The organism is Lutibacter sp. (assembly GCF_041596795.1).
In the GTDB taxonomy this organism is placed as follows: Bacteria; Bacteroidota; Bacteroidia; order Flavobacteriales; family Flavobacteriaceae; genus Lutibacter.
This window is the reverse complement of sequence record NZ_JBFHHX010000087.1, coordinates 1-14,736: the sequence shown is the minus strand read 5'-3', so window position 1 is coordinate 14,736 and position 14,736 is coordinate 1. Positions and strand designations below refer to the sequence as shown.

The window sequence follows — 14,736 nt, the reverse complement described above, 5'->3', positions numbered from 1 at the left end:
TTAAATCAAAAAATTACATTTAGAAATGCTAGTAACGGACAAATAGTACAAGTTCCTGTTGCTGCTGTTGCGCAATCTGAAACTTCATCAACATTTAGTGCGGTAAAACGTAAAGAATTAAATAGAGTTATTACAATTTTCTCCAATGTTTTAGAAGGTTATAATGCAACAGAAATAAATACTCAAATTAAAAAAGCTCTTGAAAATTACAATTTACCTAAAAATGTCTCTATTTCTTTTACCGGTGAACAAGAATCGCAAGCAGAAGAAATGGCCTTTTTAAGTAAAGCATTATTAATTGCTGTTTTCTTAATATTTTTAATTTTAGTTGGCCAATTTAACTCAACCTCAACACCAATAATTATTTCATTATCAGTACTTTTAAGCTTAATTGGAGTATTGCTTGGATTAATTATTTTTAGAATGGAGTTTGTAATTATGATGACTATGATTGGTATAATTTCACTAGCAGGAATTGTAGTAAACAACGCCATTGTTTTAATTGATTATACCAACCTAATTATGATTCGTAAACGTGAAGAACAAGGTATAGAAGAAGGCGTTTTAACAAAAGAATTAATTTACCAAAGTATTGTTGAAGGTGGAAAAACGCGTTTACGCCCAGTATTATTAACAGCAATTACCACAATTTTAGGTTTATTACCATTAGCAATTGGTATTAACATTAACTTTTTAACATTATTTACTGAATTTGATGCCCAATTTTATATTGGTGGTGAAAACGTAGCGTTCTGGGGACCAATGTCTTGGACTATTATTTTTGGACTAACATTTGCTACATTTTTAACTTTGGTTATTGTACCAATTATGTATTCTTTAATTAATAATTTAAAACTTAAATTGAAAAGAAAACAATAACAAAAATTTAAAAAAAACCAATATTTGTAAGGCTGAATAAAAGTATTTTAATACTTTTATTCAGCCTTTTTTATAACCCTTTTTAAACTGTTTCACATTTTAAAATACACATAAAAAACAGTTTAATTATCAATTAAAATTTAATTATTACCAATGGAAAACCTTTCGCAAACAATTGAAAAAAACGAAGTCGTTAAAATAGTTTCACAATATCTAGATTTATCAGTAACGCCTTTTGGAGAAGAAATTAGAACAGTGGTTAGAGTAGATAAAAGAGAAGCAATGTACAACGGAAACGGAACTGTTTATTTACTTCAAATGTTTGGTGTAGAAGAATTAGTGAATAATAGAATTGGCGCATATATGGTTTTTTTAAATAAAGATGATCAAGCTGGCTTTCACACACACGGAACAAGATTTGAACAAGAATTATATGTTGTAATGCAAGGCGAAGGAGAATATTCTGACCGAGCAGGTGTTTCCGGAACCATTAGAACAAAAAAAGTTACTAAAGGAAGTATTACTGTAGTAGATAAAAACGGTTTTCATTCCTTAAAAAACACCACAAACAACCCATTAATTGTTTTTGTTATTACAACTAACGAACCCAAACAATAAAATTCTTAATTCAAAAAAAAGAAATCTTTACAACCTAAAACGCTACTTACTAAATATACATTACATCTCTATTGAAATGTAAAAAAGTATATTTGCACAAAATTTAAATTAAACGTTTGTGCAAGCACATTTTCAAAAGTTCAATACTCCAATAAACAATATTAAACTTCCTGTTAAGTTTACATTTCCGTTTTATTATGAAACGCATCCATTATGTAAAATTGCGACAAACGAAGTACAGCATTATTTAAAAACACAAACCGATTTTGAACATAATTTTGGATTAGATGCTTCTAAAAATGGATTGGTAATTGGTAAAATGTTTGGTGTATTAGTGGTTAAAAATCAGCAAAATGAAATTGGCTATATTACTGCTGTTTCAGGAAAGTTGGCAGAAAAAAATAAACATAAATTATTTGTGCCACCCGTTTATGATATGCTTGTAAAAGATTCCTATTTTTTGCAAGAAGAAGCTGTTTTAAACAACATTAATTTAGAACTAGAAAACTTAGAAAACAATGCTGAATATTTAGAAACACTAAAACAATTTAAGCTAGAAAAGAAAAAGGCTGTAATTGACATACAAGAGAAAAAAACAGCGTTAAAAACAGCTAAAAAACATAGGGATTTACAAAGAAAAAAAGCACAAGAGGAATTATCATCAGAAGCTTATATTGAAGTAGAAAAAGCATTGAGCAAGGAAAGTTTAGAAGCTAAATATTTTTTTAATAATGTAAACCGCTATTGGGAACATGTTTTAGAAGCTCACAAAGAAAAATTGGCAGTTTTTACCAGTAAAATAACTCAATTAAAAGAGCTACGAAAAACTAAATCTGCTGCATTACAACAGTATTTATTTGAACAATATCAATTTTTAAATTCAAAAAAAGAAGTTAAAAACTTATCTCAGTTATTTGCCGAAACTGCTGAACAAAATCCGCCTGCAGGTTCTGGAGAATGTGCGGCTCCAAAATTATTACAATATGCTTTTTTAAACAATTTAAAACCCATTGCTATGGCCGAATTTTGGTGGGGACAATCGCCTAATAAAGAAATACGGCAACACAAACAATTTTATCCGGCTTGTCAGGGAAAGTGCAAACCTATTTTAACACATATGTTGCAGGGAATGGATTTAGATACAGATCCGTTATTACAAAATCCAGCAATTGGCAAAGAATTAGAAATTATTTTTGAAGATGAGCAATTAATTGTTGTTTACAAACCTGAAGAATTTTTATCGGTTCCTGGCATTCACATTCAAGATTCTGTTTATACAAGAATTAAAAAACAAATAAATAATATTTCTGGACCTATTATAGTTCATAGGTTAGATATGTCTACTTCTGGCCTATTGGTTTTGGCAAAAAACAAAAAAGCCCACAAAAATTTACAAAGCCAGTTTATAAAAAAAACAGTTCAAAAAAGATATACAGCTTTATTAAATGGTATTGTAACCGAAACTAAAGGAACCATACAATTACCATTACGTGTAGATTTAGATGATAGACCACGCCAATTAGTATGTTTTGAGCACGGAAAACCAGCCAAAACAAATTGGGAAGTAATTGAACGCAAAAACGGCAAAACAAAAGTGCATTTTTATCCAATTTCAGGAAGAACGCATCAATTACGTGTACACGCTGCTCATTTTTTAGGATTGAACACTCCTATTGTAGGAGATGATTTATATGGAGAAAAAGCAGATCGCTTACATTTACATGCAGATACTTTAGAATTTGAACATCCTACAACAAAACAACCAATGAAGTTTTACAAAAAAGCAAATTTTTAAAAAGTTTAATTAATTAAAGTAGATAAATAGTACTTTTAAAAACAGTTAGAAAATTTTTAAATTGTGAATAAATCAAAAATATATACCGTTGATGAAGCTACAATATTACTTGAAAATTATTGTGCCTACCAAGAACGTTGTCATAAAGAAATAGAACAAAAATTATACGATTTAAAACTAATTCCTGAGGCTAAAGAAAAAATATTATTGCATTTAATGCAACACAATTTTTTAAATGAAGAACGTTTTGCAAAGGCTTTTGTACGTGGTAAGTTTTCAATAAAAAAATGGGGAAAACAACGTATTATTAATGAATTAAAATTTAGAAATATTTCTTCCTATAATATTAATACTGCTCTTAAAGAAATTGATGAGAATCAATATTTAAAAACTCTTGAAGAATTAGCAGAAAAAAAAGCTCCTTTAATAAAAGAATCTAATCCCTTTAAAAAAACATCAAAACTAGCTAATTATTTGATTTCTAAAGGATATGAGTCTGATTTAGTTTTTAAAACAGTAAAAACTTTCTACTAAAAAACATCAAATTTTATCACTGATTTTAATCATTTTTAACAGTAACTAATTTTGTAAATTTGAATATAATTAAACATCTATACATGAAAAATTTACTAATTATTATAGCTTTCTTTTTTATTTCAGCATCAGTATATTCACAAAAAACACATTTGCCAAAAACAGAAACAAAAGGAAGTTTACAAGAAATTACTATTTATTACGAAGATGGTACAATTATGCAACACGGGTTTTATACCAATGAAGGAAAATTACATGCCTCTTGGGAAAGTTATAATGCCGATGGTAGTAAAAAATGTTATGCCACTTATAATAATGGAGTAAAAGTTGGTATTTGGACTTATTGGAGCAAAGATAAAATTACAAAAATAGAATACGACAATAATAAAATTATAAAAATTGAAGAAGTTGAAATAATACCTAACAATAAAATTAATTATTAATTTTCTCGTTTTTTAAATCTATTTTTTTCCATTTGACTATAACCACTATTATGCTCTATATCGGCTTGTTGTCCATCCACATTATTAGGGAAATCGGTATCAATTTCAATTGAATTTTGAACATCTTCTGTTTTATAAATAGTATTTATTTTTGAATTTAATGCGGAATACAATTCCAAAATCTTACCAACCTCTTCCTTAACTTCTTCTTTTTTAATAGATGAAATTGTAGCCATATCAGCCAATCGTAAAGTTTCATTATATAAAACATTAAATCTGGCTTCCACATTTAATTCTTTTAATTTATCAACTCTAATAGAATCTTTCATCAATTTAACCAAATCAGCCAATTCCTGTGCATTTGAAAGAGCTTCTAAACTTGATACTGAATAAAATTTCAACATAAACTCATCAACATCTTCATATTCTTTCCATTTAGATAAATCTTCTTTAGCTCTGGGAATTAATGTTTCTCCTAAATGATTCATAATTCTATCTGGATTTACAACCACTAAAGAATCCTTAACATCAGAATTTTCTTTTACCACTTCACTCCTTTTACATGAATAAGTGCATAACAAAATGAATAATAAAAAACTAAATAAATACTTCATTATAAAATTAATTGACTCCAAAAGTAATAATAAATAAAACTATTTATATAAAAACATGTCATTTTCATAAAAAACTGTAGCCATCTAATTAAAAATTTAATTTCAGTATCTTTGATGTGTAACTCAGCGACTTTTATATAAATGAACAAAAGCATATTAATTATTGGTGCCTGCGGCCAAATTGGAACCGAATTAACTTTAAAATTAAGAGAAATTAACGGTGCAAATCAAGTAATTGCATCAGACATTAAAGAAGGCAATAAAGAACTAATGCAATCTGGGCCGTTTGAGTTTATAAATGCAATGGATTATAATTCTATTGAAAAAATTATAGAAAAATATGCTATTAATGAAGTTTATTTAATGGCTGCAATGCTTTCAGCTACTGGAGAAAAATATCCAGCAAAAGCTTGGGAGTTAAATATGAATTCGCTTTTTAACGTACTTAATATTGCCAAAGAAGGTAAAATTAAAAAATTATTTTGGCCAAGTTCTATGGCTGTATTTGGGCCATCTACACCAAAAGAAAACACACCACAAGAAACAATAATGGAACCTACAACGGTATACGGAATTAGCAAACAAACCGGAGAGCGTTGGTGCGAATATTACTTTAATAAATATGGCGTTGATGTTAGAAGTATTAGATACCCAGGTGTTATAAGTTGGCGAACAAATCCGGGTGGTGGAACCACAGATTATGCTGTTGAAATTTACCACGAAGCACTTTTAAAAGGAGAATACACTTCGTTTTTAAAAAAAGAAACCAAATTACCTATGATGTATATGGATGATGCCTTAGAAGCCACCATTAAAATTATGGATGCTGCACCAGAAACCATAAAAATAAGATCATCATATAATTTAGCCGCAATTAGTTTTACTCCTGAAGAAATTGCAGCAGAAATAAAAAAAGAAATTCCAGAGTTTAAAATTTCATACAATCCCGATTTCAGACAAACTATTGCCGATAGCTGGCCAAAAAGTATAGATGATTCCAGAGCAAGAAAAGATTGGAATTGGAACCATACTTTTGATTTGAAAAAAACCAGTGAAATTATGTTAGAAAACTTAAGATTAAAATACAATCTTCCCTAAAATTTTTAACCAAAGTTAAAACAGCTTTTTTACAAGTGACATAACTCACTTTATGTATAAAAACCAAAGTTTTAACTCGTAATTTCCATCATTTTTTTTCAATCGTAAAACTAAAACGATTTAGTAAGTTTGTAACAAATATGACATCTATCATATTTTTAACTTTTACTATATTCTAATTTTGTTAACTAATCTAGAAAAAGTAAAAAAGTGTACTTCTTCTTTAAAAATAAATAAAAATTAATACTTAAAAATAAATAATTATGAATATTTCTCACATTGAACACATTGGTATCGCAGTAAGCAACTTAGAAGAATCAATAAAATACTATGAAGAAGTTTTAGGAATGAAATGCTACTCCATAGAAGAGGTTGTTGATCAAAAAGTGAAAACAGCCTTTTTTTTGGTAGGTACTACAAAAATTGAATTGTTAGAAAGCACTTCTCCAGACGGACCAATAGGTAAATTTATAGAAAAAAAAGGTCAAGGAATTCACCACATTGCATTTGCTGTTGATAATGCTACTGAAGCTTTAAAATTAGCTGAAGAAAGAGGTGTTGCCTTAGTTGATAAAGTATCTAGAAAAGGAGCTGAAGGTTTAAATATTGGTTTTTTACACCCAAAATCTACACACGGAGTGTTAACTGAACTTTGTTCAAAAAAATAATGAATCAAATTCAAATTCTTATAAAATGGCAAATCAAGATAAAATCAATGAATTAATTGAAAAAAGAGCCAAAGCAAAACTAGGTGGAGGAGAAAAAAGAATTGACTCGCAGCACGCAAAAGGAAAACTTACGGCACGTGAGCGAATTGATATTCTTTTAGACGATAACAGTTTTGAAGAATTTGATATGTTTGTAACACACAGAACTATATCTTTTGGTTTAGACAAGCAAATTTACCTTTCAGATGGTGTTGTTACCGGTCACGGAACAATTGATGGACGTATTGTGTATGTTTTCTCTCAAGATTTTACAGTGTTTGGAGGTTCACTTTCTGAAACTTACGCACTTAAAATTTGTAAAATAATGGATATGGCAATGAAAATTGGCGCTCCAGTTATTGGATTAAATGATAGTGGTGGTGCTCGTATTCAAGAAGGTGTTAGATCTTTAGCGGGTTATGCCGAAATTTTCCAAAGAAACATTATGGCCTCTGGAGTAATTCCTCAAATTTCTTCAATTTTAGGTCCTTGTGCAGGTGGTGCGGTTTATTCTCCAGCGTTAACAGATTTTACTATTATGACAGATCAAACAAGTTATATGTTTGTAACGGGTCCAAAAGTAGTACAAACTGTAACTGGCGAAGTTGTAACTGCCGAACAATTAGGCGGTGCAGATATCCACTCTACTAAATCTGGTGTTTCACACTTTTTAGCAGAAAACGACGAAGAGAACTTATTATTAATCAGAAAATTAATGAGTTACCTTCCTTCTAACAATTTAGAAGAACCACCATCCATTGTTTGTGATGATCCAATTGATAGATTAGATGATATTTTAAATGAAATAATTCCTGAAAACCCAAATCAACCATATGATATAGTTGATGTTATTTCAGTAATTGTTGATAATGGTGAATTTACAGAAGTTCACAGAAATTATGCACGTAATATTTGTGTTGGTTTTGCCCGTTTTAATGGTCGTTCTGTTGGTATTGTTGCCAATCAACCAAAATATTACGCAGGTGTTTTAGATATTGAAGCTTCAAGAAAAGCGGCCAGATTTGTTCGTTTTTGCGATGCTTTCAATATTCCAATTGTAACCTTAGTAGATGTACCAGGTTTCTTACCAGGAACTGGACAAGAATATGGTGGAATTATTCTTCACGGAGCTAAATTATTGTTTGCCTATGGCGAAGCAACTGTACCTAAAGTAACTATTACATTACGTAAATCTTACGGAGGAGCACATGATGTAATGAGTTGTAAGCAATTGCGTGGTGATTTAAATTACGCTTGGCCAACTGCAGAAATTGCAGTAATGGGTGCTAAAGGTGCAGTGGAAGTTTTAGAAGGCTCTAATATTAGTAAAATTGAAGATGCTGAAGAAAAACAAGAATATATTGATAAAAAAGAAGATGAGTACACCGAAAAGTTTGCAAATCCTTATATAGCTGCTAAATATGGTTTTATTGACGATGTAATTGAGCCAAGAAACACCCGTTTTAGAATTATTAGAGGATTAGAGTTATTAGCAAACAAAAAAGAAGTGAACCCTCCTAAAAAACACTCAAATATTCCACTATAATGATTTACACTAAATTATACATCGACCAGATTAGTGAAGGTTACGTTATATTAATTACTGGGTTATTAATTGTTTTTAGTGCCCTTTTAATATTAACGGCGTTTTTTAAATATGGATTGCCTGTGTTATTATACACCTATAAAATTATTACCAAAGGAAGAGATAAAAAAATTAAAGACATCTCTCCAAATGTAAATGAAAAATTTACTGGTGAAATAGCCGCTGCAATTTCAACTGCAATACATTTATACTTAAAAGAACAGCACGATGAAGAAAATGCTGTACTTACCATTAAACAAGCACGGAAATTATATTCGCCTTGGAGTTCAAAAATATACGGAACGCATAATAACCTAAGAAAATAAATGGCTATTTGCAGAAAAGGATAAAACCTTCACCAAAAAACACCAAAACCAATGAAAAATTTCAAATTTAGAATATACGACAATAATTACAATGTTAAAATTGTATCACACGAAGATAATATTATTGATTTAGAAGTTAACGGAACTTCATATTCTGTAAAATTAAGCGAAGAAGTTAAGGTTACTAAAACACCTACTTTAGTAAGATCTGCGTCTAAAAGACCTGCCGAATTACTTAAAGTAAATGTAAGTTCATCAAAAACAAAAATTGTAGCTCCAATTCCAGGTACAGTTTTATCAATAGATATAAATGTTGGAGATGAAATTAAAGTTGGTGATAGATTGCTAGTTTTAGAAGCAATGAAAATGGAAAATAATATTACTTCAGAAAAATCAGGAATAGTAAGTGCTATTCTCGTAAAAATTGGTCAACAAGTTTTACAAAATGAAGTATTAATAGAACTAGCATAGGAACTTTAAAAGTTATAACTAAATTATTAGGTTATAACCTATAAAAAGAAAAAACATGAAAAAACTATTTATAATATTTTCTGTAATCTCCTTGTTAGTTTTTATAAGACCAGCACTTGGGTTAAATACAAATTCTAACACACAAACACTTTCAACTACATCTGTAGAACAAGTTGAAGAAAATTCTTCCGAAAGTTTTATTGATGAAGCGTTTGATGGAATTAAACAATTTTACTCATATACTGGTTTTGCAAATGCTGCAAGTGGTAATTTAATTATGATTCTTATAGGAATTATATTTATTTATTTAGGAATTAAATTTGATTACGAGCCCCTTTTATTAATTCCAATTGGTACTGGTGTTATTCTTGGAAATATTCCTTTTGTAGCCGGTAATCAAACAGGTATTTATGAAACAGGTTCTGTTTTAAATTATCTATACTTTGGAGTTGTAAAAGGAATCTATCCACCGCTAATTTTCTTAGGAATTGGAGCAATGACAGATTTCTCATCATTAATTGCAAATCCAAAATTAATGTTATTAGGTGCTGCAGCACAAATTGGTGTATTTGCAACATTTTTAGGTGCGTTATACTTAGGATTTAACCTTCCTGAAGCTGGTGCAATTGGAATTATTGGTGGTGCAGATGGACCAACAGCAATATTCCTTTCATCTAAATTAGCAAACGGTATTAACATTTTACCTGATGGAACCACAGTTAAAAACTTAATTGGACCAATTGCAATTGCAGCCTACTCTTACATGGCATTAGTACCTGTAATTCAACCTCCAATTATGAAGTTATTAACTACTAAAAAGGAGCGGTTAATTAGAATGAAACCACCAAGAGCGGTTTCTCAAAAAGAAAAAATGATATTCCCAATTGTAGCTTTATTATTAACTACTTTTATTTCACCAAGTGCATTACCTCTTTTAGGAATGTTATTTTTTGGTAACTTACTAAAAGAATCTGGAAGAACTGAAAGATTAGCAGATACAGCTCGTACAAAATTAATAGATATTGTTACCATTTTATTAGGTGTAACAGTTGGAGCATCAACCCAAGCAGATATTTTTATTACCAAAGATTCTATGTTAATTTTTGGATTAGGTGCAATTTCCTTTGTAATTGCAACAATGGGAGGATTACTTTTTGCAAAATTTATGAATTTATTCTTGAAAGGTGATGAAAAAATAAATCCGTTAATTGGTGCCGCTGGTGTTTCTGCAGTTCCAGATAGCGCAAGAGTAGTACATGCTGAAGGATTAAAATCGGATAAAAATAACTATTTACTAATGCATGCAATGGCACCAAACGTAGCCGGAGTAATTGGCTCTGCAATTGCTGCAGGTATTATATTAAGTTTTTTAGGATAATGATAGTGTTGTTATAGTAACAACAATAAAATATAAATATAAAAACAAATACAAAAACAAATACAAAAATAAACACAAAATGAGTATAGCAAACATGATGACAGCAGAGGAGGCTGTAAAATTAATTAAATCTGGAGACAGAGTATTAATTCAAGGAGGAGCTGCAACACCACAAGCCTTAATAAAAGCAATGGTTGGAAGAGCTTCAGAATTAAAAGGAGTTGAAATATGCCACTTACACACCGAAGGAGAGTGTGGTTATACAAAACCAGAGTTTAGAGAAAATTTCCATACAAGCGCATTTTTTATTGGTGGAAATATTAGAAAAATGATAGGTGATACTGCCGATTATATTCCAATTTTTTTAAGTGATATTCCAAGTTTATTCCGTCAAGGATATATGGATTTAGATGTTGTTTTAGTAAACGTTTCACCACCAGATCAACACGGATTCTGTTCTTTAGGAGTTTCTGTTGATATTGTTTTAGCTGGTATTGAACACGGTAAAACAATTATTGCCCAAATTAACCCAAGAATGCCAAGAACTTTTGGAGATGCTCAAGTGCATTTAAGAAACTTTACAGCTTGTATTGAAGTTGTTGAAGAAATATATGAAATGAAATTTGTTGACCCATCTGAAGAAGAAAAAGCAATTGGAAAAAACATTGCTGCAATTATTGAAGATGGTGCTACTTTACAAATGGGAATTGGTGGTATTCCAAACGCAGTACTTACATTCCTTCACAATCACAAAAACTTAGGTATACATACTGAAATGTTCTCTGAAGGTTTGGTAGATTTAGTTGAAAAAGGAATTGTTAATGGTTCTCAAAAGAAAACAAACCCTTATAAAATTGTTTCAGGTTTTGCCATGGGAACAAGAAGATTGTACGATTTTATGGACAACAATCCAGAAATTGAAATGAGAGATATTGCTTATGTAAATGACACTTCAGTTATTCGTCAAAACCCAAAAGCAACTGCAATTAACTCAGCAATTGAAATTGATTTAACTGGACAAGTTTGTGCCGATTCTATTGGAGCAAGAATGTTCTCTGGAGTAGGCGGACAAATGGACTTTATGCGTGGATCAGCACTTTCTTTAGGTGGAAAACCAATTATTGCCATTACATCAAGAACTCAAAAAGGAGTATCTAAAATTGTACCTATGTTAAAACAAGGTGCTGGTGTTGTTACAACTCGTGCACACGCAAGATATGTAGCTACAGAATTTGGAGTTGCTGAATTATTTGGAAGAAACTTAAAACAAAGATCACAAGCATTAAGAGATATTGCACACCCTGATCATAGAGAAGAGCTTGATAAAGCTATTTTCGAAAGATTTGGAAGCAGCTTAATGATTAAATAATTATATTAAATTGCTGATAATTTTTTAATTTTATCAGCAATTTAAAATATGTCAATTAATATACAAAAATATGAACGATACAAAAAAAACTCTTTTTCAAGATTTCAAACCTTCTACAAAGCAGGAATGGATTGAAAAAGTGAACATCGATTTAAAAGGTGCAGATTTCAATAAAACGTTGGTTTGGAAAAACTTAAGCAATATTGAATTTCAACCTTTTTACACAAAAGAAGATAGCCCAATATTATTAAACAATACAGGCGTAAATGCTGAAGCTTTAGTAAATTACAGAAGCATTACTGTTACAACTGTTGAAAGTGCAAATGCATTAGCATTAAAAGCAGTTGAAGAAGGAATGACAGGCTTGCTTTTTGTTATAAATGCTCCGGTATTAGTAGCCCAACTTTTAAATGGAATAAACTTAAATAACATTACTGTTTCATTTAATTTAAATAGCCACACTGTAGATTTTGCAAAAGATTTTATTGCTTTTGTGGATGCTTCAAAAGTAACAAACCTTAAAGGTTACATTAATTCTAACCTAATTACTAATTACGTTTCAACAGGTAATTTAGATGAAAATCATTTTAACATTGTTGCAGATTTAATTAAAACTACCGAAAAATATCCAAACTTTAAAGCACTTACAGTTTCTGGAAACGAATACTTAAATTCTGGTGCAAACCAAGTACAAGAAGTTGCTTATACATTAAACTCTTTAGTTTTTATTATTGAAAAATTAGTAGAAAAAGGAATTACTGTTCAATCAATTTTTGATAATTTAAATTTTGATTTTGCAATTGGTGCTGAATATTTTATTGAAATTGGAAAATTTAGAGCTTTCAATAATTTATTAAACGAAGTTGCTGCAAAATATGGCGTAACTTCATTTTCAAATACAATTATTGGAAAAACATCTGTATGGAATAAATCAATTACAGATGCACACACCAATTTATTACGTGCAACTACAGAAGCAATGTCTGCAATTTTAGGAAATGTTGATGGTGTTTTAATTGATGCTTACGATAAAGAATTTAAAGATTCTTCAGATTTTTCAAGCAGAATAGCTGGTAATATTTCAACTATTTTAAAAGAAGAATCTTACTTTGGTAAAGTTTCTAATCCAGTTGATGGATCATATTATATTGAAGAAGTAACTTCTAAAATTGCTGAAAAAGCATTAGAATTATTTAAAGCTATTGAAACAAACGGTGGTTTTTACGCTTCATTTGAAAGTGAATTAATTCAACAACAAATTGCAGAAATTCGTCAAACTAAAATTAAGTTTTTAAGTCAACGTAGATCTGTATTAGTTGGTGTAAACAAATATCCTAATTTAATGGAGAAAGTGTCATCAAGCATTTTATCAAGTGGTGATGAAACTAGTTCTTCAAAAGTATTAAAACCTAGAAGAGCTGCTTTAGAAATTGAAGCTCTAAGAAAAACTACTGAAGAATTAGTAGAAAAAACTGGTATTAGACCAGTTGTTGAATTAGCTAGTTTTGGAAACTTAACAATGCGTAAAGCTAGAGCTGCTTTCTCTTATGATTTTATTGGAGTTAGTGGATTTAACGTACAACAAGAGAAAAGTTTTTCAAGTGCTCAAATAGCGGCAGAAGAAAGCGCAAAATCAGAATCAAATGTAGTTGTAATTTGTAGTTCAGACCCAGATTATGATGAAAGTGCATTAGATTTTATTAAAACATTTAGAGCTATAAATACCAACAAAGTATTGCTATTAGCTGGAGCTCCAGCAAATTTAAGCGAATTAACCGAAGCTGGTTTGGATGGATGTGTAAATATGAGATCGGATGTGATAGCTACCATTTCAAGCATTCAACAAAAAGTTCAAAAAACAATTAAATCTTAAGAAGTATGAAACCAAATTTTTCAGATATAAAACTAAATTCAGCTGCAAAACAAACAGCAGCTGCTTCAGAGAATAAAGACGTTTGGAATACTCCTGAAGGAATCCCAGTAAAAAAACACTTTTCTAAAGAAGATATTTCAGAAGCAGAACATTTAGGTTATGCTGCTGGTTTACCTCCTTTTTTAAGAGGACCTTATAGCACAATGTATGTAACACGTCCTTGGACAGTTCGTCAATATGCTGGTTTCTCAACTGCAGAAGAATCAAACGCTTTCTACAGAAGAAACTTAGCAGCCGGACAAAAAGGATTATCAGTTGCTTTTGATTTAGCTACACACCGTGGATACGATTCAGATCACCCTCGTGTAACTGGTGACGTTGGTAAAGCAGGTGTTGCAATTGACTCTATTTTAGATATGGAAATTTTGTTCGATCAAATTCCATTAGATAAAATGTCGGTTTCAATGACTATGAACGGTGCCGTTTTACCAATTATGGCATTTTACATTGCTGCAGCAAAAAAACAAGGTGTACCATTAGATCAATTAAGTGGAACTATTCAAAATGATATTTTGAAAGAATTTATGGTTCGTAACACTTACATTTATCCACCATTACCTTCAATGAAAATTATTGGAGATATTTTTGAGTACACTACTAACAATATGCCAAAATTTAACTCTATTTCTATTAGTGGATACCATATGCAAGAAGCTGGTGCAACTGCAGATATTGAGTTAGCTTATACTTTAGCTGATGGTATGGAGTACATTAGAACTGGATTGGCTTCTGGTTTAAAAATTGATGAATTTGCTCCTCGTTTATCATTCTTCTGGGCAGTTGGAATGAATCATTTTATGGAAATTGCAAAAATGCGTGCAGCACGTATGCTTTGGGCAAAAATTATAAAATCATTCAACCCACAAAATCCAAAATCTATGGCTTTGCGTACGCACAGTCAAACTTCTGGATGGAGTTTAAGTGAGCAAGATCCATTTAACAATGTTGCCAGAACTTGTATTGAAGCAATGGCTGCTGGTTTAGGT

The 14,736-nt window shown here is 30.4% G+C and carries 15 protein-coding genes; 14 read left to right on the top strand and 1 reads right to left on the bottom strand.

What is annotated here, in order from left to right; genetic code table 11:
* The 5 genes from ABY298_RS10785 to ABY298_RS10765 all read left to right on the top strand — a co-directional run.
* Nucleotides 1–879: efflux RND transporter permease subunit (locus ABY298_RS10785; RefSeq protein ID WP_372746063.1), on the top strand; the 879-nt coding region annotated here is incomplete at its 5' end.
* A gap of 153 nt (nt 880–1,032) precedes the next feature.
* Nucleotides 1,033–1,497: a cupin domain-containing protein gene (locus ABY298_RS10780; RefSeq protein ID WP_372746062.1), complete on the top strand. Its 465-nt coding sequence runs from the start codon at nt 1,033–1,035 to the stop codon at nt 1,495–1,497.
* 118 nt (nt 1,498–1,615) lie between these two features.
* Nucleotides 1,616–3,292, top strand: a complete 1,677-nt coding sequence (locus tag ABY298_RS10775; protein WP_372746061.1) for an RluA family pseudouridine synthase — start codon at nt 1,616–1,618, stop codon at nt 3,290–3,292.
* Between the two features lie 63 nt (nt 3,293–3,355).
* The gene (locus tag ABY298_RS10770) at nt 3,356–3,826 is read left to right on the top strand and encodes a regulatory protein RecX (protein WP_372746060.1); all 471 of its coding nucleotides are present in this window, start codon (nt 3,356–3,358) and stop codon (nt 3,824–3,826) included.
* Between the two features lie 83 nt (nt 3,827–3,909).
* Nucleotides 3,910–4,269 carry a hypothetical protein gene (locus ABY298_RS10765; RefSeq protein ID WP_372746059.1) on the top strand — a complete coding sequence of 120 codons (360 nt, stop codon included), beginning with the start codon at nt 3,910–3,912 and terminating at the stop codon, nt 4,267–4,269.
* Here the strand turns inward: ABY298_RS10765 and ABY298_RS10760 are convergent.
* A complete protein-coding gene (locus ABY298_RS10760; RefSeq protein ID WP_372746058.1) occupies nt 4,266–4,817 on the bottom strand; it encodes a hypothetical protein in 552 nt (183 codons plus the stop codon). The genes ABY298_RS10765 and ABY298_RS10760 overlap by 4 nt on opposite strands.
* Before the next feature lie 207 nt (nt 4,818–5,024).
* Between ABY298_RS10760 and ABY298_RS10755 the strand changes: the two genes are divergently transcribed.
* From ABY298_RS10755 to ABY298_RS10715, 9 genes are all read left to right on the top strand, one after another.
* Nucleotides 5,025–5,981, top strand: a complete 957-nt coding sequence (locus tag ABY298_RS10755; RefSeq protein WP_372746057.1) for an NAD-dependent epimerase/dehydratase family protein — start codon at nt 5,025–5,027, stop codon at nt 5,979–5,981.
* 263 nt (nt 5,982–6,244) lie between these two features.
* Nucleotides 6,245–6,649: a methylmalonyl-CoA epimerase gene (gene mce, locus ABY298_RS10750; RefSeq protein ID WP_372746056.1), complete on the top strand. Its 405-nt coding sequence runs from the start codon at nt 6,245–6,247 to the stop codon at nt 6,647–6,649.
* 25 nt (nt 6,650–6,674) lie between these two features.
* Nucleotides 6,675–8,234 (top strand): acyl-CoA carboxylase subunit beta, encoded by a 1,560-nt coding sequence (locus tag ABY298_RS10745; protein WP_372746055.1) that lies wholly within the window; start codon nt 6,675–6,677, stop codon nt 8,232–8,234.
* Nucleotides 8,234–8,599, top strand: a complete 366-nt coding sequence (locus ABY298_RS10740) for an OadG family protein (protein ID WP_372746054.1) — start codon at nt 8,234–8,236, stop codon at nt 8,597–8,599. The genes ABY298_RS10745 and ABY298_RS10740 overlap by 1 nt, the downstream gene beginning before the upstream one ends.
* Nucleotides 8,600–8,650: 51 nt before the next feature.
* The gene (locus ABY298_RS10735) at nt 8,651–9,070 is read left to right on the top strand and encodes a biotin/lipoyl-containing protein (RefSeq protein WP_372746053.1); all 420 of its coding nucleotides are present in this window, start codon (nt 8,651–8,653) and stop codon (nt 9,068–9,070) included.
* Between the two features lie 55 nt (nt 9,071–9,125).
* A complete protein-coding gene (locus ABY298_RS10730; RefSeq protein ID WP_372746052.1) occupies nt 9,126–10,448 on the top strand; it encodes a sodium ion-translocating decarboxylase subunit beta in 1,323 nt (440 codons plus the stop codon).
* A 79-nt stretch (nt 10,449–10,527) separates the two neighbouring features.
* Nucleotides 10,528–11,817, top strand: a complete 1,290-nt coding sequence (locus ABY298_RS10725; protein ID WP_372746051.1) for an acetyl-CoA hydrolase/transferase family protein — start codon at nt 10,528–10,530, stop codon at nt 11,815–11,817.
* A 70-nt stretch (nt 11,818–11,887) separates the two neighbouring features.
* Nucleotides 11,888–13,690: a methylmalonyl-CoA mutase family protein gene (locus ABY298_RS10720; protein WP_372746050.1), complete on the top strand. Its 1,803-nt coding sequence runs from the start codon at nt 11,888–11,890 to the stop codon at nt 13,688–13,690.
* Between the two features lie 5 nt (nt 13,691–13,695).
* Nucleotides 13,696–14,736: methylmalonyl-CoA mutase family protein (locus ABY298_RS10715; protein WP_372746049.1), on the top strand; the 1,041-nt coding region annotated here is incomplete at its 3' end.

Excerpts from the sequence above, each read along its gene's own strand:
- ABY298_RS10780 (WP_372746062.1), top strand. The coding sequence starts at position 1,033 with ATGGAAAACCTTTCGCAAACAATTGAAAAAAACGAAGTCGTTAAAATA.
- ABY298_RS10765 (WP_372746059.1), top strand. The coding sequence starts at position 3,910 with ATGAAAAATTTACTAATTATTATAGCTTTCTTTTTTATTTCAGCATCA.
- ABY298_RS10755 (WP_372746057.1), top strand. The coding sequence starts at position 5,025 with ATGAACAAAAGCATATTAATTATTGGTGCCTGCGGCCAAATTGGAACC.
- mce (WP_372746056.1), top strand. The coding sequence starts at position 6,245 with ATGAATATTTCTCACATTGAACACATTGGTATCGCAGTAAGCAACTTA.
- ABY298_RS10745 (WP_372746055.1), top strand. The coding sequence starts at position 6,675 with ATGGCAAATCAAGATAAAATCAATGAATTAATTGAAAAAAGAGCCAAA.
- ABY298_RS10740 (WP_372746054.1), top strand. The coding sequence starts at position 8,234 with ATGATTTACACTAAATTATACATCGACCAGATTAGTGAAGGTTACGTT.
- ABY298_RS10735 (WP_372746053.1), top strand. The coding sequence starts at position 8,651 with ATGAAAAATTTCAAATTTAGAATATACGACAATAATTACAATGTTAAA.
- ABY298_RS10730 (WP_372746052.1), top strand. The coding sequence starts at position 9,126 with ATGAAAAAACTATTTATAATATTTTCTGTAATCTCCTTGTTAGTTTTT.
- ABY298_RS10725 (WP_372746051.1), top strand. The coding sequence starts at position 10,528 with ATGAGTATAGCAAACATGATGACAGCAGAGGAGGCTGTAAAATTAATT.
- ABY298_RS10720 (WP_372746050.1), top strand. The coding sequence starts at position 11,888 with ATGAACGATACAAAAAAAACTCTTTTTCAAGATTTCAAACCTTCTACA.